This is a genomic window from Pseudomonas sp. PDM24 (genome assembly GCF_019218905.1).
Classification (GTDB): domain Bacteria; phylum Pseudomonadota; class Gammaproteobacteria; order Pseudomonadales; family Pseudomonadaceae; genus Aquipseudomonas.
Genome location: NZ_JAHUWR010000009.1, coordinates 250,901 through 267,265 on the forward strand (window position 1 = coordinate 250,901; position 16,365 = coordinate 267,265).

Sequence of the window (16,365 nt, forward strand, 5' to 3'; positions counted from 1 at the left end):
TCGCTCGACATAATCTGTCGCTTCGTCGTCATAAGCTGTCGCGCCTCTGTAAATTATTCTGCATGAGCGGTAGACTTGACGGCTTTCCGTAGAACCCCGTGGAGTGATGGCATGGCGGACGTAAACAAGGTCGTTCTGGCGTATTCCGGCGGCCTGGACACTTCGGTGATCCTCAAGTGGCTGCAGGATACTTATAACTGTGAAGTAGTGACCTTCACCGCTGACCTGGGTCAGGGCGAAGAGGTCGAACCGGCCCGCGCCAAGGCACAGGCCATGGGCGTAAAAGAAATCTACATCGACGATTTGCGTGAAGAATTCGTGCGCGATTTCGTGTTCCCGATGTTCCGCGCCAACACCGTTTATGAAGGCGAGTACCTGCTGGGTACTTCCATCGCTCGTCCGTTGATCGCCAAGCGCTTGATCGAAATCGCCAACGAAACCGGCGCTGACGCCATTTCCCACGGCGCGACCGGCAAGGGCAACGACCAGGTTCGTTTCGAACTGGGCGCCTACGCTTTGAAGCCAGGTGTGAAAGTGATCGCTCCGTGGCGCGAATGGGACCTGCTCTCCCGTGAAAAGCTGATGGATTATGCTGAAAAGCACAACATCCCGATCGAGCGCCACGGCAAGAAGAAATCCCCGTACTCGATGGATGCCAACCTGCTGCACATCTCCTATGAAGGCGGCGTGCTGGAAGACACCTGGACCGAGCACGAAGAAGATATGTGGCGCTGGACCGTCTCCCCGGAGAAGGCTCCTGACAAACCGCAGTACCTGGAACTGACCTACCGTAACGGCGACATCGTCGCACTGGACGGCGTCGAAATGACCCCGGCCACCGTGCTGGCGACCTTGAACCGTATCGGTGGCGAACATGGTATCGGCCGTCTGGACATCGTCGAAAACCGCTACGTCGGCATGAAGTCCCGCGGCTGCTACGAGACCCCGGGCGGCACCATCATGCTGCGCGCTCACCGCGCGATCGAATCGATCACCCTGGACCGTGAAGTGGCTCACCTCAAAGACGAGCTGATGCCTAAATACGCCAGCCTGATCTACACCGGTTACTGGTGGAGCCCCGAGCGTCTGATGCTGCAACAGATGATCGATGCTTCCCAGGCCCACGTGAACGGCGTAGTGCGCCTGAAACTGTACAAGGGCAATGTGATCGTCACCGGCCGCAAGTCCGACGAGTCGTTGTTCGACGCCAACATCGCGACCTTCGAGGAAGATGGCGGCGCCTACAACCAGGCGGATGCGGCGGGCTTCATCAAGCTCAACGCCCTGCGTATGCGTATCGCGGCGAACAAGGGCCGCAAGCTTTTCTGAGACCTTTGAGTCGGTAATCAATTTGTGGCCTTGTCGATGACAAGGCCACAAATTTGAAAGAGGGGCTGCTGCATATAGCGTTTCGCTTTCTTCTTGTTCCGCTGACCGTTCCTTCTGCTTCCTGTCCTTGATCTGCTTCAAGGGCTGCCTTTCTGATGTGCGACAGTTCAATACCTAGCCCATAATCGTCACACCCTGTGAGCTCAAATTGTAAGAAATACAGAACGTTGCGCTATTGCGTTTCTTTATGTGTTTCCAATGTTTGAGCGTGTTTGCCTTCAGCAATTTATCCGAATCGGTACACGTGAGAAATACGATCACTTGTGCGGGATTGTCCGCAGGGTACTGAATGCTCTCCATCAGGGCGCTGAACGCCATTTTTTTGTGTATCCACCGTGCATCAACGATGTGCAGATCCTTTAGGGAGTCAGGCAGGTTTACATGGTGCCGGGTCCAGCTTTCGGGCGCGACGCTGGATGGGCTGTTACTCGGATGATGAACGTTCTCCATGGCTTTTATGAAATGCTTTCCCTTCATAAAATCGGAGGGCGCGTAAAGCGATCGATAGTTGAAGTTGAGAGTAACGAAGAAAAGAAAAAGCAAGTAAAAGGGAAAACTGATCAGGAACCACACATAGAGTTCCCTCTCCTCATTGTCGAGAAAGGGGAGGGAGACGGCGGCCGATGTTTCAGACAGTGCTGCAAATATGGCAATAATTGTCATGGGGTTGGTGATTCTTTTTTTGAGTTTTATCATGTTGTATGCTCATTAAATATTGTCTTTTCTCTATTGGTTTGTGGTTGTAATAACTAATATCAAGTTGTTCTGTTGTTGTATTGAGCTGTTTTTATTGGAGTGATGAGGTTGTTATAGTAGCTGTATTGTTGCAGGTTCGGGTATGGCTGTTTAATTGTTTTGATGGTGCTCTGTTATTGGTCAAGTGTTACGGTGTGTGAGCTTTTTCGATTGTTGAGCCAGATTGCGCAAGAAGGTACTGGAAAATACCCGTTACTATTAAGGGTAGCTCAATAGTCGGCGCGTCGTAGATTAATGCATTGACTCTGTTTTTTTGTCGTTTTTTGGTTGTAAGTCGATACAAAAAACTGTCGTAGCACTGAACAATAGTCGGTCAGTAAAATCTCTGTTTCTTCGTATGGCAATGATTTTTTGTAGGAATAATCCGTGTTGTTTGTAGGCTATGTCTCTCGCTGCGAGTGGCCGAGGGTGACGGCGTGCCATGGGTGAAACGACTAGGCTATGGTGCGGGCTCTAAAAATTCGAACAGCGAAAATTGGACTTGCCCATGAATAAAGTGCTGATCGTGGATGATCACCCCGTCATTCGTCTCGCGGTACGTATGCTAATGGAACGTCATGGCTACGAAGTCATTGCAGAAACAGATAATGGTGTGGACGCATTACAACTTGCCCGTGATCTTATGCCGGATATTGTCATACTGGATATTGGAATACCGAAACTGGATGGGTTGGAAGTTATCGCGCGCCTGACATCAACGGCGATGCCTCTTAAAGTACTGATATTGACATCCCAGGCGCCAGGGCATTTTTCCATGCGTTGCATGCAATCGGGTGCCGCCGGGTATGTTTGCAAACAGCAGGATCTCACTGAGTTGCTCAGTGCAATAAAAGCCGTGCTGTCAGGCTACAGCTATTTTCCTAATCAGGCTCTGCATACCGTGCGTTCCAGTCTTGGGAATGCCAGTGAAGCTGATATGGTGGATCGTTTGTCCGGGCGAGAGATGATGGTCCTGCAACAATTGGCCCGAGGAAAGACAAACAAGGAGATCGCCGACGGAATGTTCCTCAGCAATAAAACCGTTAGTACTTATAAGACTCGTCTTCTGTTAAAGCTCAATGCTCGCTCTCTGGTCGACCTGATTGAATTGGCCCAGCGCAACGGCCTGGTATGAAGCTGCCGGCATTTGGCGCGATGAACAGGTGTTTGTCAGGGGGCGGCACTTAGTAAAAAGCCTCCGTTTCGGGAGGCTTTTAAGTGTCATAAGTCAAAATCGTAATCGGCCAATTGCTTCTGCAGTCGGCGCTCCTCCAGCAGGTTGTCGATGGTGCGGCGTTTGCTCAGGTTGGTCTTTGCCACTTCCACGACCGGCTCTGCGTCATCGGCCTCAACGGGGGTGAAGTCGTCTTCTACGTCCAATTGCTCTTTGCCAGTGCTCATAAGGTTAACTCCAGGCTAAGGCTGCCCTTTGGCGCTCCTTATATCGACAATTTCCCGGCGGGTAAAAAAGATTTTTTCAATCGATCAATCAAAAAAACTAATAGAGCCTCAATCGTCCGAGGTCTTTTGCTTGTATTCGCATAAATCCTCGATCCGGCAGCTGCCGCACCGCGGCTTGCGGGCCAGGCAAACGTAGCGCCCATGGAGAATCAGCCAGTGATGGGCGTCGAGCAGATATTCCTTCGGCACGAACTTCATCAGTTTTTGCTCCACCTCGACCACGTTCTTGCCCGGAGCAATGCCGGTACGGTTACTGACCCGGAAAATGTGAGTGTCCACGGCCATGGTCAGCTGACGAAAGGCGGTATTGAGCACCACGTTGGCGGTCTTGCGACCGACGCCCGGCAAAGCCTCCAGTGCCTCGCGGGTCTGCGGTACTTCACCTCCATGGCGCTCCACCAGTAAGCGACAGGTTTCGATCACATTTTTCGCTTTGCTGTTGAACAGGCCGATGGTCTTGATGTACTCCGACAGCCCTTCGACGCCCAAGGCATGGATCGCCGCTGGCGTATTGGCCACCGGGAACAGTTTGGCGGTGGCTTTGTTCACGCCGACATCGGTCGATTGCGCCGAGAGAATCACGGCGATCAACAATTCGAACGGTGAGGAGTAGGCCAGTTCGGTCTTCGGTTCAGGGTTGTCTTCGTGAAACCTGCGGAAAATTTCAAGACGTTTTGCGGCATTCATGGGCGATGCGTTTCCTCGAAGGCGGTCAATGTGATGCCGCCGGGCGGCGGGTCCAGGCTTGATGTGCGGCGATCAATAGTCCCAGCAGAATAAACCCGCCAGGGGCCAGTGTGGCCAGATGCAGGCCACCGTCGACGATCAGAGTCCAGCCTTGCCAGTCCGGTTGCGTGGCACCGGCCATCCAGGAAAGATGGCTACCGAGTGTTCCGTTGCCGATGAGCTCGCGCAGCAGACCCAAGCTCACCATCAATGCGCCGAACAAGCCACACAGACGCAGTCGCCCACGCGGTGGGCTCTGGAAAAAGCCGTTGTGTTCCAGCACGACGCATTGCAAGGCGATCAACCCTGTGTAGAAACCCAGCTGCTGGTGCCATGGGAGCGACCAGGCTTGCATGGCGAGTTCCGCGCAACTGGTCAGCGTGGCGGCCAGCAGGAGGCAGGCAAGCAAATGTGTGGCCGGCATCAGTCGCGAGCGCAAGACGCCCATGCTCACACCGTAAGCACTAAATACCAGAGCAAACATCAGCCACAGGCCCAGGGCCGTTACCAATGAATCCGTAACGCCGATCAACGGCGTAAGCATCAGCGAGTTCTGCAGGGTCGATGACTTATTCATGGGCGCTGCTCCCGATCAGCGGTTGCCGATGTTCGTCGAAGTAGCGCAACGCGTCATGGGTGGCATTGATCACCGCTCTTGAGGTGATGGTCGCGCCCGCAATCTGATCGAATTGCCCTTGGTCCTTTTTCAAGGCCCAGCCATTGTCATCGGGGTCGGTTAGAGACTTGCCGGTAAACACCTCAAGCCAGGCATTGGGCCAGTCGGCGAGCTTGCCGCCCAGCCCCGGGGTTTCCGATTGCTTGAGGGTTTTGACCCCCACTAACTGGCCTTGGCGGTCGATGGCGATCAGCAATTCGATGGAGCCGGCGTAGCCCAGAGTCTGGCTGCGCAGCAACACGGCGCTCGGTTGGCCGGCCTTGGAAGCCAGATAGCCACCCAGCAGTGTGCTGTTGGCCAGGCGAGTGTTTTCGAGACCGAGGGGGTGTTCCAGTGGCTGATTGTCGTAGCTGTCGGGCGGTAGCAGATCCAGTAACCGGCGGCTGTCGATCAGGCGTTGTTCGGCGGCAATGCGCGCGGCACTGGTGTGCTGCACGAGGTAAGTCGCGCCCATCCCCAGGCCTGCCAGCACTACCAGGATCACAACGCTCGTCGCTCGGTTCATGGGGCAACCTGCTCCTGTCTGGACGCGGCAAACCGCTCCAGCGCCGGTACACAGAGGTTCATCAGCAGAACCGCAAAGGCCACGCCGTCCGGATACCCGCCCCACGTCCGAATCAGATAAGTCAGCAATCCCACGCCGGCGCCGAACAGTAATCGGGCCATGGGGCTTTTTGCGCCGGATATCGGTTCCGTCACGATGAAGAAGGCACCCAGCATGCTCGCGCCGGTGAGCAGATGAAACAGTGGCGAGCCATGAGAGTCGGAGCCCGTACCGTTCCAACACAACAGGCTGATGACGAACAGGCTGGCGAGCATGCCGACCGGGGCATGCCAGCTGAACACCCGTCGCTGCAGCAGAAACGCACCGCCCGCCAGAAACGCCAGGTTGACCCATTCCACGCCTCGGCCACCAAAACGGCCGAACGCCGGATTGCCGGCGAACAGTTCGTCCATGGTCAGGCTTTTGTTGATTCGCAGACTGTCCAGCGCCGTAGCCTGGGCCCACGCATCGGGTGCCTGGCCGAAGCTGAAACCGAACACCTGTTGCAGCCCACCGAACAAATCCATGCCATGGGACGCCGGCCAATGGGTCATTGGCTGGGGAAACATCACCAGGACCAGCGCGAAACCGAGCATCGCCGGATTGAACGGATTCTTGCCGACGCCGCCATACAAGTGCTTGCCGAAAAACAGTCCGAACGCCGCAGCGCTGACTGTCAGCCACCACGGACAATAAGGCGGCAAGGCCAGCGCCAACAGCGTCGCACTGACCAGCGCACTGCCGTCGCTCAACGTCGGTTTTACCGGTTGCTTGCGCAGCTGCAACACCGCCGCCTCAACGGCCAGGGCGGTGGCAGCCGCCAGAATCAGGTTGATCAACACCCCCCAACCGTACAGCCAGAACAACATCAGCATCCCCGGCACGGTGGCCAGCAATACCAGCTTCATGGCTTGCTGAAGGCGTTCGTCCACCGATTCAAGGGGCGGCATAGGCATCCACCTGACGCTCGGCTTCGCTGAGCGCACGTTGCAACGCTTCGATCTGTTCGGGCGGTGCCTCGCTTGTTTGAGCTTTCTTGAGTTCGGCGCGGCGCATGGCCAACTGGATCTTTGCCCGTTTCAGCTCGGCATCTTTCGCTGGAGCAGGTGGCGCAGAAACCGGCGGTGCGCTGCTCTCCAGTTGCGCCAGCGCCTGTTCGGCGGCTTCGAACTGCTGTTGCAGCACGATCAGTTGCGATTGCTGTTCGAAGGTCGGCGGATGCCCGAAGGCCTTGAGCGATTTGTTCAGTTGCGCCCGACTCATCGCCAGATCGACCTTGGCCTTTTTCAGTGCCGCATCGGCATTGTCGGCTTTCTGTGCGCGAACGCGCTCGAGTGCGGCCTGAACCGGGTCGAGCGTCACTTCGCTGTGCTGCACGGCGCGTTGGGCGCGGGCCTGGCGTTCGGCGAGCTTCTGTTCCTCTTCGCGATGCAAGCGGGCATTGCGCTGTTCGAAACGGCGTCGCGCGTGATTGCGCTTGGCGGCCCGGGCCTGTTGTTCCTCCAGGCTGAACGCCAGCCCGCCGACAATCGGCAGCACCGTGGCCAGCGGTAACGGATGCATCTCGATGCAATCCACCGGGCACGGCGCCACGCAGAGGTCGCAACCGGTGCATTCGTCGACGATGACCGTGTGCATGAATTTCGCCGCGCCGACAATGGCATCGACCGGGCAGGCCTGAATGCACTTGGTGCAGCCGATGCATTCGGCTTCACGGATGTAAGCGATCTGCGCCGGTGCCGAGCCGCGACTGACGTCCAGTTCCAGCACTGGCACTTTCAGCAGGTCGGCCAGGGCCGCGATGGTTTCGCTGCCACCTGGTGGACACTTGTTGATCGGCTCGCCGCTGGCGATACCTTCGGCATAGGGTTTACATCCGGGGTGACCACACTTGCCGCATTGGGTCTGCGGCAAGAGGGCGTCGATGCGTTGAATCAGACTCATGTTTTGATCAGCCCGCTGAATCCGAGAAAAATCACTGCGATCAATCCGGCGCCAATCAGTTCGATCGGCAGGCCGCGAAAGGGCAGGGGGATATCGTTGTCGAGTGTGCGCTGGCGCAAGTCGCTGAACAGACTCAGCACCAGCCAGAAACCCAGTCCTGCGCCAAGACTCAGGGCTATGGCGTGGAAAATTCCCTTGTCGTCTTGAGCGTTGAGCAACGTCAGCCCAAGCACCCCGGCATTCCCCAGCAGCAGGGGCCAGAGGCCATCAAATGAAAACTTCACCAATAACCGTGAAAGCAGCTTCAGCAGGGGGGCGATCAGCAGAACGCTCAACGGCAGGAACACGAACAGACGCAGCGACGTCAGCCCCAATGGCACTAATAGCCAGTGGTAGAGCGCATAGCCAAGTGCGCCGACGATCAGCATCAGACACGTCGTCGCGATGCCCAGCGCATGGACCTGCGGCCGCTCGCTGCCCAGCACAGGATCGACGCCCAGCGGCCAGTGCAACACGAGGTTGTTGATCAGGGCAGCGCTGATAAGCGTTAAAAGCAGTTCGGTCATGATCGTGCCGGCAAAAGAAGGCCTGTCTAACAAGGTTAGGCATTATCCGGCAAGGAAGGAGGGTGGGCCAGACATGAAAATCCCACAGTCGCGCCGGGCACGACTGTGGGATCGGTTTACCGCAGAACTTTACTTGATACGCTGACCCGGCTTGGCGCCGCTGTCGGGGCTCAGCAGGTAGATTTCTTCACCGCCAGGGCCTGCCGCCATCACCATGCCTTCGGAGATCCCGAATTTCATTTTGCGGGGCTTGAGGTTGGCAATCATCATGGTCAGGCGACCATTGAGCTTGGACGGGTCCGGGTAAGCGCTCTTGATCCCGGAGAACACGTTGCGTTGCTCGTCACCGATGTCCAGGGTCAAGCGCAGCAGCTTGTCGGCACCTTCCACGGCTTCGGCCTTGACGATCAGCGCAACGCGCAGGTCTACAGCGGCAAAGGTGTCGAACTCGATCTCCGGCGACAGCGGATCCTTGGCCAGTTCACCGTTGCCGGCGGGCGCAGCGTCGCCGGTGTCGGTTGCGCTGGCGGTCAGGTCTTCTTTCGAGGCGTCGGTCATGGCTTGTACTTTTACCGGGTCGATGCGGGTCATCAACGGTTTGAACTCGTTCAGCTGATGGTTGCTGAGCAAGGTGGCGTGATCGTTCCAGGTCAGCGGGGCGACGTTCAGGAACGCCTCGGCATCGGCGGCCAGCAGCGGCAGTACCGGTTTGAGGAAAATCACCAGTTGGCGGAACAGGTTGATGCCCAGGGCGCAAATGGCCTGGACTTCATCCTGCTTGCCTTCCTGTTTGTTCAGCGACCAGGGCGCCTTGTCGGCGATCCAGGCGTTGGCGCGGTCGGCCAGGCCCATGATTTCACGCATGGCACGGGCGAAGTCGCGAGCCTCGTAGGCATCGGCAATGCTTGGCGCTGCGGCCAGGAAAGCGTCGGTCAGTTCCGGCGCGGCGTTGCCGGCTACCAGTACACCAGCATTACCTTTATGGATGAAACCGGCGCAACGGCTGGCGATGTTGACGACTTTGCCGACCAGGTCGGAGTTGACCTTCTGCACGAAGTCTTCGAGGTTCAGGTCCAGGTCGTCGACGCCACGGCCAAGCTTGGCGGCGTAGTAGTAGCGCAGGTATTCCGGCGACAGGTGATCCAGGTAAGTCCGCGCCTTGACGAACGTGCCGCGGGACTTGGACATCTTCTGGCCGTTGACGGTCAGGTAGCCGTGTACGTTGATGCCGGTCGGTTTGCGGAAACCGGCGCCTTCAAGCATGGCTGGCCAGAACAGGGCGTGGAAGTTGACGATGTCTTTGCCGATGAAATGGTACAGCTCGGCGGTGGAATCCTTGCCCCAGAACGCGTCGAAATCCAGTTCCGGCGTACGGTTGCACAGGTTCTTGAAGCTGGCCATGTAGCCGATCGGCGCGTCCAGCCACACATAGAAGTACTTGCCCGGCTCGTCGGGGATTTCAAAACCGAAGTACGGCGCATCGCGGGAAATGTCCCACTGTTGCAGGCCGGCATCCAGCCATTCGGCGATCTTGTTGGCCACGGCCTCTTGCAACGTGCCGCTGCGGGTCCAGGTTTGCAGCATTTCCTGGAAGTCCGGCAGCTTGAAGAAGAAGTGCTGGGAATCCTTGAGCACCGGCGTGGCGCCGGAGATGGCCGATTTCGGATCCTTCAGATCGGTCGGCGCGTAGGTCGCACCGCATTTTTCGCAGTTGTCGCCGTACTGGTCTTCGGTGCCGCATTTCGGGCAGGTGCCCTTGATGAAGCGGTCGGCCAGGAACATTTTCTTTTCCGGGTCGAAGTACTGCGTGATCGAGCGCGTGGCGATGTGCCCGGCGTCGCGCAGCTTCAGGTAGATCTGGCTCGACAGCTCACGGTTTTCTTCGGCGTGAGTGGAGTGGAAGTTGTCGAAGTCCACCAGGAACTCGGCAAAGTCGGCGCTGTGTTCAGCCTGGACGTTGGCGATCAGTTGTTCCGGGGTGATGCCTTCCTTTTCCGCGCGCAGCATGATGGCCGAACCGTGGGCGTCGTCGGCGCAGACATAAATGCATTGGTTACCGCGATGCTTCTGGAAGCGCACCCACATATCGGTCTGGATGTATTCCAGCATATGGCCGAGGTGGATCGAACCATTGGCATAGGGCAGGGCGCTGGTGACGAGGATCTTGCGTGGCTCGGACATGGGGCTCGGCTACTTGATGAAACGGAGGTCGGCCACTATAAAGCGCTGGCGCATATTTTTCACCCCCAAGGCCAGCCTCCACGGACCTTTGTAGCAGCTGGCGTAGCCTGCGTTCGGCTGCGCAGCAGTCGTAAAACCAGGCACCTCGGTGTTTCAGGTAGTCCGGGTTTCCCGGATTCACGACTGCTGCGCAGCCGAACGCAGGCTTCGCCAGCTGCTACAGGTCGCATTCAACCATCGGTTATTTGTCACATCCTGAAAGCATGCCGTCCGGGCGACAGAACGGTTAGGATACCCGTCTGATTTTCCAGTCTTGCTATCGGAGTTGCCCATGAGCGCCGTCAATCGCGCAGCGGTGGAAGCCGTCCTTCGCCAATACACCGACCCTTACCTGAACCAGGACCCGGTCAGCGCCGGATGCGTGCGCGGCATCGACATCCAGGGTGATCGCGTCAGCGTCCAGCTGGAGCTGGGCTATGCCGCCGGTTTGTTCAAAAGCGGCTGGGCGCAGTTGCTGCAACTGGCCATCGAAGGCCTGGACGGCGTCGTCACCGCGCGCGTCGAGATCACCAGTGTGATCGCCGCGCACAAGGCTCAGGCGCAGATTCCGGGGTTGGCCAACGTCAAGAACGTCGTGGCTGTGGCGTCCGGCAAGGGTGGCGTGGGCAAGTCCACCACGGCTGCCAACCTGGCCCTCGCGCTGGCTCGCGAAGGCGCCAAAGTCGGGATTCTCGACGCGGATATCTACGGCCCAAGTCAAGGCATCATGTTCGGCATCCCTGAAGGTACCCGACCAAAGGTCAAGGATCAGAAGTGGTTCATTCCGATTGAATCCCATGGCGTCGAAGTGATGTCCATGGCGTTCCTGACCGACGACAACACGCCGATGGTCTGGCGCGGGCCGATGGTTTCCGGCGCCTTGTTGCAACTGGTCACGCAAACGGCCTGGGGCGATCTGGATTACCTGGTCATCGACATGCCGCCAGGCACCGGCGATATCCAGCTGACTCTGGCGCAGAAAGTCCCGGTAGCCGGTGCGGTAATCGTGACCACCCCACAGGATCTGGCATTGCTGGACGCGCGCAAGGGCGTGGAGATGTTCCGCAAGGTCAACATCCCGGTGCTGGGCGTGGTGGAAAACATGGCCGTGCACATCTGCTCCAACTGCGGGCATGCCGAGCATCTGTTCGGTGAGGGGGGCGGTGTGAAGCTGGCCAACCAGTACGGTGTCGAACTGTTGGCTTCGTTGCCACTGTCGATGCTGATCCGCGAACAGGCCGATGGCGGCAAGCCAACGGTGATCGCCGAGCCGGACAGTCAGATTGCGATGGTTTACCAGGAACTGGCCCGCCATGTCGGCGCGCGGATTGTGTTGCAGGAAGCGGTAACGCCGGCGATGCCGAACATCACCATCAGCGACGATTGATTCGCTGAAGCAATGCGATCCATTGTGGGAGCGGGCTTGCTCGCGAAGACGGTATAACATTCAACGGATAAGTTGACTGAACCACCGCTTTCGCGAGCAAGCCCGCTCCCACATTTGTTTTGTGTTGAAGCTAGATCCGCAACCCGCCATCCAATTCCAGAATCCGACCGGTGTAGTAGTCGTTCTCGAAAATGTAGGCGGCCGACTGGGCAATCTCTTCAGGTTTACCCATGCGCTTGAGCGGAATCCCGGACGTCATTTTCTCCAGCGCTTCCGGTTTCATGCTCAGGGTCATCTCGGTTTCGATGAAACCCGGCGCAATGCCCGCCACGCGAATGCCGTAGCGCGCCAGTTCCTTGGCCCAGGTCACGGTCGCCGCAGCGACACCGGCCTTCGCGGCGGAGTAGTTGGTCTGGCCAACGTTGCCGGCGCGCGAAATCGACGAGATATTGATGATCGCGCCGCTGTTTTGCAGCTCGATCATTTTTGCCGCGACTTCACGGGTGCACAGGAACACACCGGTCAGATTGACGTCGATCACCGCCTGCCATTGGGCCAGGCTCATCTTGGTCATTTCGCCGTCCTTGACCTTCAGCAGCAGGCCGTCGCGCAGAATGCCGGCATTGTTGATCAGGCCATGGATCGCGCCGAAATCGTCTGCCACCTGGGCGACCATATGGGTCACTTGCTCTTCATCGGCGACGTTGCACAGGTAGGCACGGGCCTCGACACCCTTGGCTTTGCAAGCCGCGACGACGGCGTCGAGTTTTTCCTGATTCAGGTCCACCAGCGCCAGCTTCGCGCCTTTGCCTGCGAGATACTCGGCCATGGAGCGGCCTAAACCCTGGCAACCGCCGGTGATAATGATTACTTTGTCAGTGAGTTGCATTCGCATAGCCCCATAGCAGTTCGGAGTGGTTTTCCTTCTATTCTAGAGAGCCTCTCGATCTGAGCCTGATATGGCCTGGCTGCACATGAGAACTGCCCCTATGGCGTGCTGGAACTTTACCCAGGCGCCTGTCCGTTTTTTTGACGGATTCTATATAAGGAGTCATAAATTGAGCGTTGTAGTGGCTAAGCATGCCCGAGAATTGCTTCTCAAGGAATACCGTGGAGTGCTCTCGACGCACTCCAAAGCGATGCCCGGTTTCCCGTTTGGCTCCGTGGTTCCCTACTGCCTGGATGAGCAGGGCCGACCGCTGATCCTTATAAGCCGCATCGCTCAGCACACTCACAACCTGCAGAAAGATCCGAAATGTTCGCTGCTGGTGGGTGAGCGTGAAGCCGAAGACGTACAAGCCGTTGGTCGCCTGACTTACCTCGCCGAGGCAGAAAAGCTGCAAGACCCCGCTGCCATCGAGGCGGCCGCCGAGCGTTACTACCGCTATTTCCCCGATTCGCAGAACTATCACAAGGTCCATGATTTCGATTTCTGGGTGCTCAACGAGGTACGTCACCGCTACATCGGTGGCTTCGGTGCGATCCACTGGATCGATCAGTTGACCCTGGCCAACCCGTTCGCCGGCAAAGCCGAAGTGAGCATGGTCGAGCACATGAATGCCGATCACGCCAAAGCCATCGCCCACTACGTCGAGCTGGCGGGGCTACCGAAAACTGCACCGGCGCAATTGGCCGGCATCGACACCGAAGGCATGCACTTGCGCATCGGTCAGGGGCTCTACTGGCTGCCGTTTCAAACGCCTTGTAATACGCCGACACAAGTCCGGGAGGCCTTGGTTTTCCTGGCTCACGCCGAGCATTGGCCGAAAAATGAAGTGGCCGACGCTTGAATTCACGAAACGGCGACGTCATCTAAGGAAAACTGGCAAGGCATTCTTGCGTTGAGGAACCATTTGATGCGCCCTTTTTTGTTGCTCTTTGTACTGTTCCCGGTGTTGGAGCTGTTCGTATTCGTCAAGGTCAGCGGGGCGATCGGGTTTTTCCCGGCCCTGCTGCTGGTCATTCTCGGCTCGATGCTCGGCGTGTTCGTGCTGCGCATCGCCGGTCTGGCTACTGCGCTGCGCGCCCGTGAAAGCCTGAACCGCGGCGAGCTGCCGGCCCAGACCATGCTCGAAGGCCTGATGCTGGCCCTGGCTGGCGGTCTGTTGATCCTGCCGGGCTTCGTCACCGATGTGCTGGGCCTGATCATGTTGCTGCCGATCTCTCGTCGACTGCTGGCCAACAAAATGCGTCTGCGCGCCGAGGAACAAGCGATGCGTCAGCGTGCGTTCGCCGATGACCTTCAGCCACGGGGCGGTCCTGCTCCGCAGCAGCCACTGGGCCGTGAGCCCAATGTGATCGAAGGCGAGTTCGAACACCGCGATTCCAAGTAACACTTCCATCGACACGGCACCTTCGGGTGCCGTGTTCATTTTCAGGGCATTGAGATAAAAATTTTCGCTCCCCGCCCTTGAAATAAGCTTGTACGCCCTTATGTAACGGTCACCGCAAGGTTTCTGGCAATTGCGCCAGACAGACTTCCGCGGTTCGCTTGACGAACCGCACCCGGCGCCGCCGGATTTGTTAAACCCGCCGGGACTACACCGGCCGATGAAAACCACAATTAGGAGAGATCGACAATGAAGCTTCGTCCTCTGCATGACCGCGTCGTCGTCCGTCGCAGCGAAGAAGAAAAGAAAACCGCTGGCGGTATCGTCCTGCCAGGTTCGGCTGCTGAAAAGCCAAACCAGGGTGAAGTCCTCGCTGTAGGCCCAGGCAAAGCACTGGACAACGGTGAAGTGCGTGCGCTGGCCGTGAAAGTGGGTGACAAGGTTGTGTTCGGCCCTTACTCCGGCAGCAACACTGTGAAAGTTGACGGCGAAGACCTGCTGGTAATTGGCGAGAGCGAAATCCTCGCAGTAATCGAAGGCTGATTCCCCGCTCATTTTCCCGCTACTACAAAGTATTTAAGGAATATCGATCATGGCTGCTAAAGAAGTTAAATTCGGCGATTCCGCCCGCAAGAAAATGCTCGCCGGTGTCAACGTCCTGGCTGACGCAGTAAAAGCGACCCTGGGCCCTAAAGGCCGTAACGTGATCATCGAGAAGAGCTTCGGCGCTCCGACCATCACCAAGGACGGCGTTTCCGTTGCCAAAGAAATCGAGCTGAAAGATCGCTTCGAAAACATGGGCGCGCAGCTGGTCAAAGACGTTGCCTCCCGTGCCAACGATGACGCAGGCGACGGCACCACCACCGCTACCGTTCTGGCTCAGTCGATCGTCAACGAAGGCCTGAAAGCCGTCGCTGCCGGCATGAACCCGATGGACCTGAAGCGCGGTATCGACAAAGCGACCATCGCCATCGTCAAAGAGCTCAAAGCCCTGTCCAAGCCTTGCGCTGACACCAAGGCCATCGCTCAGGTCGGCACCATTTCGGCCAACTCCGACAGCTCCATCGGCGACATCATTGCCGAAGCCATGGAAAAAGTCGGTAAAGAAGGCGTGATCACCGTTGAAGAAGGCTCGGGCCTGGAAAACGAACTGTCGGTTGTTGAAGGCATGCAGTTCGACCGTGGCTACCTGTCCCCGTACTTCGTCAACAAGCCAGAGACCATGACCGCCGAGCTGGACGGTCCGCTGATCCTGCTGGTCGACAAAAAGATCTCCAACATCCGCGAAATGCTGCCAGTACTGGAAGCCGTTGCCAAAGCCGGCCGTCCACTGCTGATCGTTGCCGAAGACGTTGAAGGCGAAGCCCTGGCGACTCTGGTTGTGAACAACATGCGTGGCATCGTTAAAGTCGCAGCCGTCAAGGCTCCAGGCTTCGGCGACCGTCGCAAGGCCATGCTGCAGGACATCGCTGTCCTGACTGGCGGTACCGTTATCTCCGAAGAGATCGGTCTGAGCCTGGAAAGCACTACCCTGGAACACCTGGGTAATGCCAAGCGCGTGATCCTGTCCAAAGAAAACACCACCGTGATCGACGGTGCCGGCGTTGAGGCTGACATCCAGGCTCGCGTTCTGCAGATCCGTCAGCAAGTGGCTGATACTTCGTCCGACTACGACCGTGAAAAACTGCAAGAGCGTCTGGCCAAACTGTCCGGCGGCGTTGCAGTGATCAAGGTTGGCGCTGGTTCCGAAGTTGAAATGAAAGAGAAGAAAGCCCGCGTTGAAGACGCCCTGCACGCTACCCGTGCAGCCGTTGAAGAAGGCGTGGTACCTGGCGGCGGCGTGGCACTGGTTCGCGCTCTGCAGGCTATCTCCGAGCTCAAAGGCGACAACGATGACCAGAACGTTGGCATCCAGTTGCTGCGTCGCGCTGTTGAAGCGCCACTGCGCCAGATCGTTGCCAACTCCGGCGACGAGCCAAGCGTAGTTGTCGACAAGGTCAAGCAGGGTTCGGGTAACTACGGTTACAACGCTGCTACCGGCGAATACGGCGACATGATCGAAATGGGTATCCTGGACCCGGCTAAAGTGACTCGTTCGGCTCTGCAAGCGGCTTCGTCGATTGCCAGCCTGATGATCACCACCGAAGCCATGATCGCTGAGATCAAGGACGACGCACCAGCTGGCGGCGGCATGCCAGACATGGGCGGTATGGGCGGCATGGGCGGCATGATGTAAGCCAGCCTTACCCCGTACATGAAAACCCCGCCTGCGTTAAGCCGGCGGGGTTTTTTATTGCCCTGATTTCGAGGGTCACCTCGGTCCATTGTGGGAGCGGGCTTGCTCGCGAAGGCGGTGTGTCAGTCACCATCAATACTGACTGACACAC

General features: G+C 57.7%; 17 protein-coding genes. 7 read left to right on the top strand and 10 right to left on the bottom strand.

The features are described 5' to 3' along the window. Positions 1-111 precede the first annotated feature (111 nt). A complete protein-coding gene (locus KW837_RS25960; protein ID WP_123500688.1) occupies positions 112-1,329 on the top strand; it encodes an argininosuccinate synthase in 1,218 nt (405 codons plus the stop codon). Positions 1,330-1,503: 174 nt separating this feature from the next. Here the strand turns inward: KW837_RS25960 and KW837_RS25965 are convergent, their stop codons facing one another. Next, positions 1,504-2,085 carry a hypothetical protein gene (locus KW837_RS25965; RefSeq protein ID WP_123500690.1) on the bottom strand — a complete coding sequence of 194 codons (582 nt, stop codon included), beginning with the start codon at positions 2,083-2,085 and terminating at the stop codon, positions 1,504-1,506. A gap of 547 nt (positions 2,086-2,632) precedes the next feature. Between KW837_RS25965 and KW837_RS25970 the strand changes: the two genes are divergently transcribed. Beyond that, positions 2,633-3,259, top strand: coding sequence for a response regulator transcription factor (locus tag KW837_RS25970; protein ID WP_008069501.1), 627 nt, complete (start codon positions 2,633-2,635; stop codon positions 3,257-3,259). 86 nt (positions 3,260-3,345) lie between these two features. Here KW837_RS25970 and KW837_RS25975 read toward each other — a convergent pair whose 3' ends face one another. The 8 genes from KW837_RS25975 to metG all read right to left on the bottom strand — a co-directional run bounded on the left by KW837_RS25975 (position 3,346) and on the right by metG (position 10,222). Beyond that, positions 3,346-3,525, bottom strand: a complete 180-nt coding sequence (locus tag KW837_RS25975; protein WP_007898493.1) for a PA3496 family putative envelope integrity protein — start codon at positions 3,523-3,525, stop codon at positions 3,346-3,348. Positions 3,526-3,633: 108 nt separating this feature from the next. Beyond that, complete coding sequence (nth, locus tag KW837_RS25980) at positions 3,634-4,272, bottom strand: endonuclease III (RefSeq protein WP_007938911.1); 639 nt, start codon at positions 4,270-4,272, stop codon at positions 3,634-3,636. A 25-nt stretch (positions 4,273-4,297) separates the two neighbouring features. Continuing rightward, a complete protein-coding gene (locus tag KW837_RS25985; RefSeq protein WP_218399016.1) occupies positions 4,298-4,888 on the bottom strand; it encodes an Rnf-Nqr domain containing protein in 591 nt (196 codons plus the stop codon). Further along, on the bottom strand, positions 4,881-5,492 hold the full coding sequence (locus KW837_RS25990) for an RnfABCDGE type electron transport complex subunit G (RefSeq protein WP_218399017.1): 612 nt from the start codon (positions 5,490-5,492) through the stop codon (positions 4,881-4,883). The genes KW837_RS25985 and KW837_RS25990 overlap by 8 nt, the downstream gene beginning before the upstream one ends. Beyond that, a complete protein-coding gene (locus tag KW837_RS25995) occupies positions 5,489-6,481 on the bottom strand; it encodes an RnfABCDGE type electron transport complex subunit D (RefSeq protein ID WP_218399018.1) in 993 nt (330 codons plus the stop codon). The genes KW837_RS25990 and KW837_RS25995 overlap by 4 nt, the downstream gene beginning before the upstream one ends. Continuing rightward, positions 6,468-7,475, bottom strand: coding sequence for an electron transport complex subunit RsxB (gene rsxB / locus KW837_RS26000; protein WP_123500759.1), 1,008 nt, complete (start codon positions 7,473-7,475; stop codon positions 6,468-6,470). The genes KW837_RS25995 and rsxB overlap by 14 nt, the downstream gene beginning before the upstream one ends. Next, positions 7,472-8,041, bottom strand: coding sequence for an Rnf-Nqr domain containing protein (locus tag KW837_RS26005; protein WP_218399019.1), 570 nt, complete (start codon positions 8,039-8,041; stop codon positions 7,472-7,474). Before KW837_RS26005 ends, rsxB begins: the two co-directional genes overlap by 4 nt. Before the next feature lie 129 nt (positions 8,042-8,170). Further along, the gene (metG, locus tag KW837_RS26010; protein WP_218399020.1) at positions 8,171-10,222 is read right to left on the bottom strand and encodes a methionine--tRNA ligase; all 2,052 of its coding nucleotides are present in this window, start codon (positions 10,220-10,222) and stop codon (positions 8,171-8,173) included. 331 nt (positions 10,223-10,553) lie between these two features. Here metG and apbC point away from each other — a divergent pair, with 331 nt between their 5' ends. Beyond that, positions 10,554-11,648, top strand: a complete 1,095-nt coding sequence (gene apbC / locus KW837_RS26015) for an iron-sulfur cluster carrier protein ApbC (protein WP_218399021.1) — start codon at positions 10,554-10,556, stop codon at positions 11,646-11,648. A gap of 130 nt (positions 11,649-11,778) precedes the next feature. Here apbC and KW837_RS26020 read toward each other — a convergent pair whose 3' ends face one another. Next, positions 11,779-12,537, bottom strand: coding sequence for an SDR family oxidoreductase (locus tag KW837_RS26020; RefSeq protein ID WP_218399022.1), 759 nt, complete (start codon positions 12,535-12,537; stop codon positions 11,779-11,781). A gap of 169 nt (positions 12,538-12,706) precedes the next feature. On the opposite strand from KW837_RS26020, the gene KW837_RS26025 reads away from it, so the two are divergent. From KW837_RS26025 to groL, 4 genes are all read left to right on the top strand, one after another. Then, positions 12,707-13,438, top strand: a complete 732-nt coding sequence (locus tag KW837_RS26025) for a HugZ family protein (protein WP_218399023.1) — start codon at positions 12,707-12,709, stop codon at positions 13,436-13,438. Positions 13,439-13,504: 66 nt separating this feature from the next. Further along, the gene (locus KW837_RS26030; RefSeq protein ID WP_123500746.1) at positions 13,505-13,981 is read left to right on the top strand and encodes an FxsA family protein; all 477 of its coding nucleotides are present in this window, start codon (positions 13,505-13,507) and stop codon (positions 13,979-13,981) included. A 246-nt stretch (positions 13,982-14,227) separates the two neighbouring features. Continuing rightward, positions 14,228-14,521, top strand: coding sequence for a co-chaperone GroES (locus KW837_RS26035; RefSeq protein WP_007898444.1), 294 nt, complete (start codon positions 14,228-14,230; stop codon positions 14,519-14,521). 49 nt (positions 14,522-14,570) lie between these two features. Next, a complete protein-coding gene (gene groL, locus KW837_RS26040) occupies positions 14,571-16,214 on the top strand; it encodes a chaperonin GroEL (RefSeq protein ID WP_074874047.1) in 1,644 nt (547 codons plus the stop codon). Positions 16,215-16,365 lie beyond the last annotated feature (151 nt).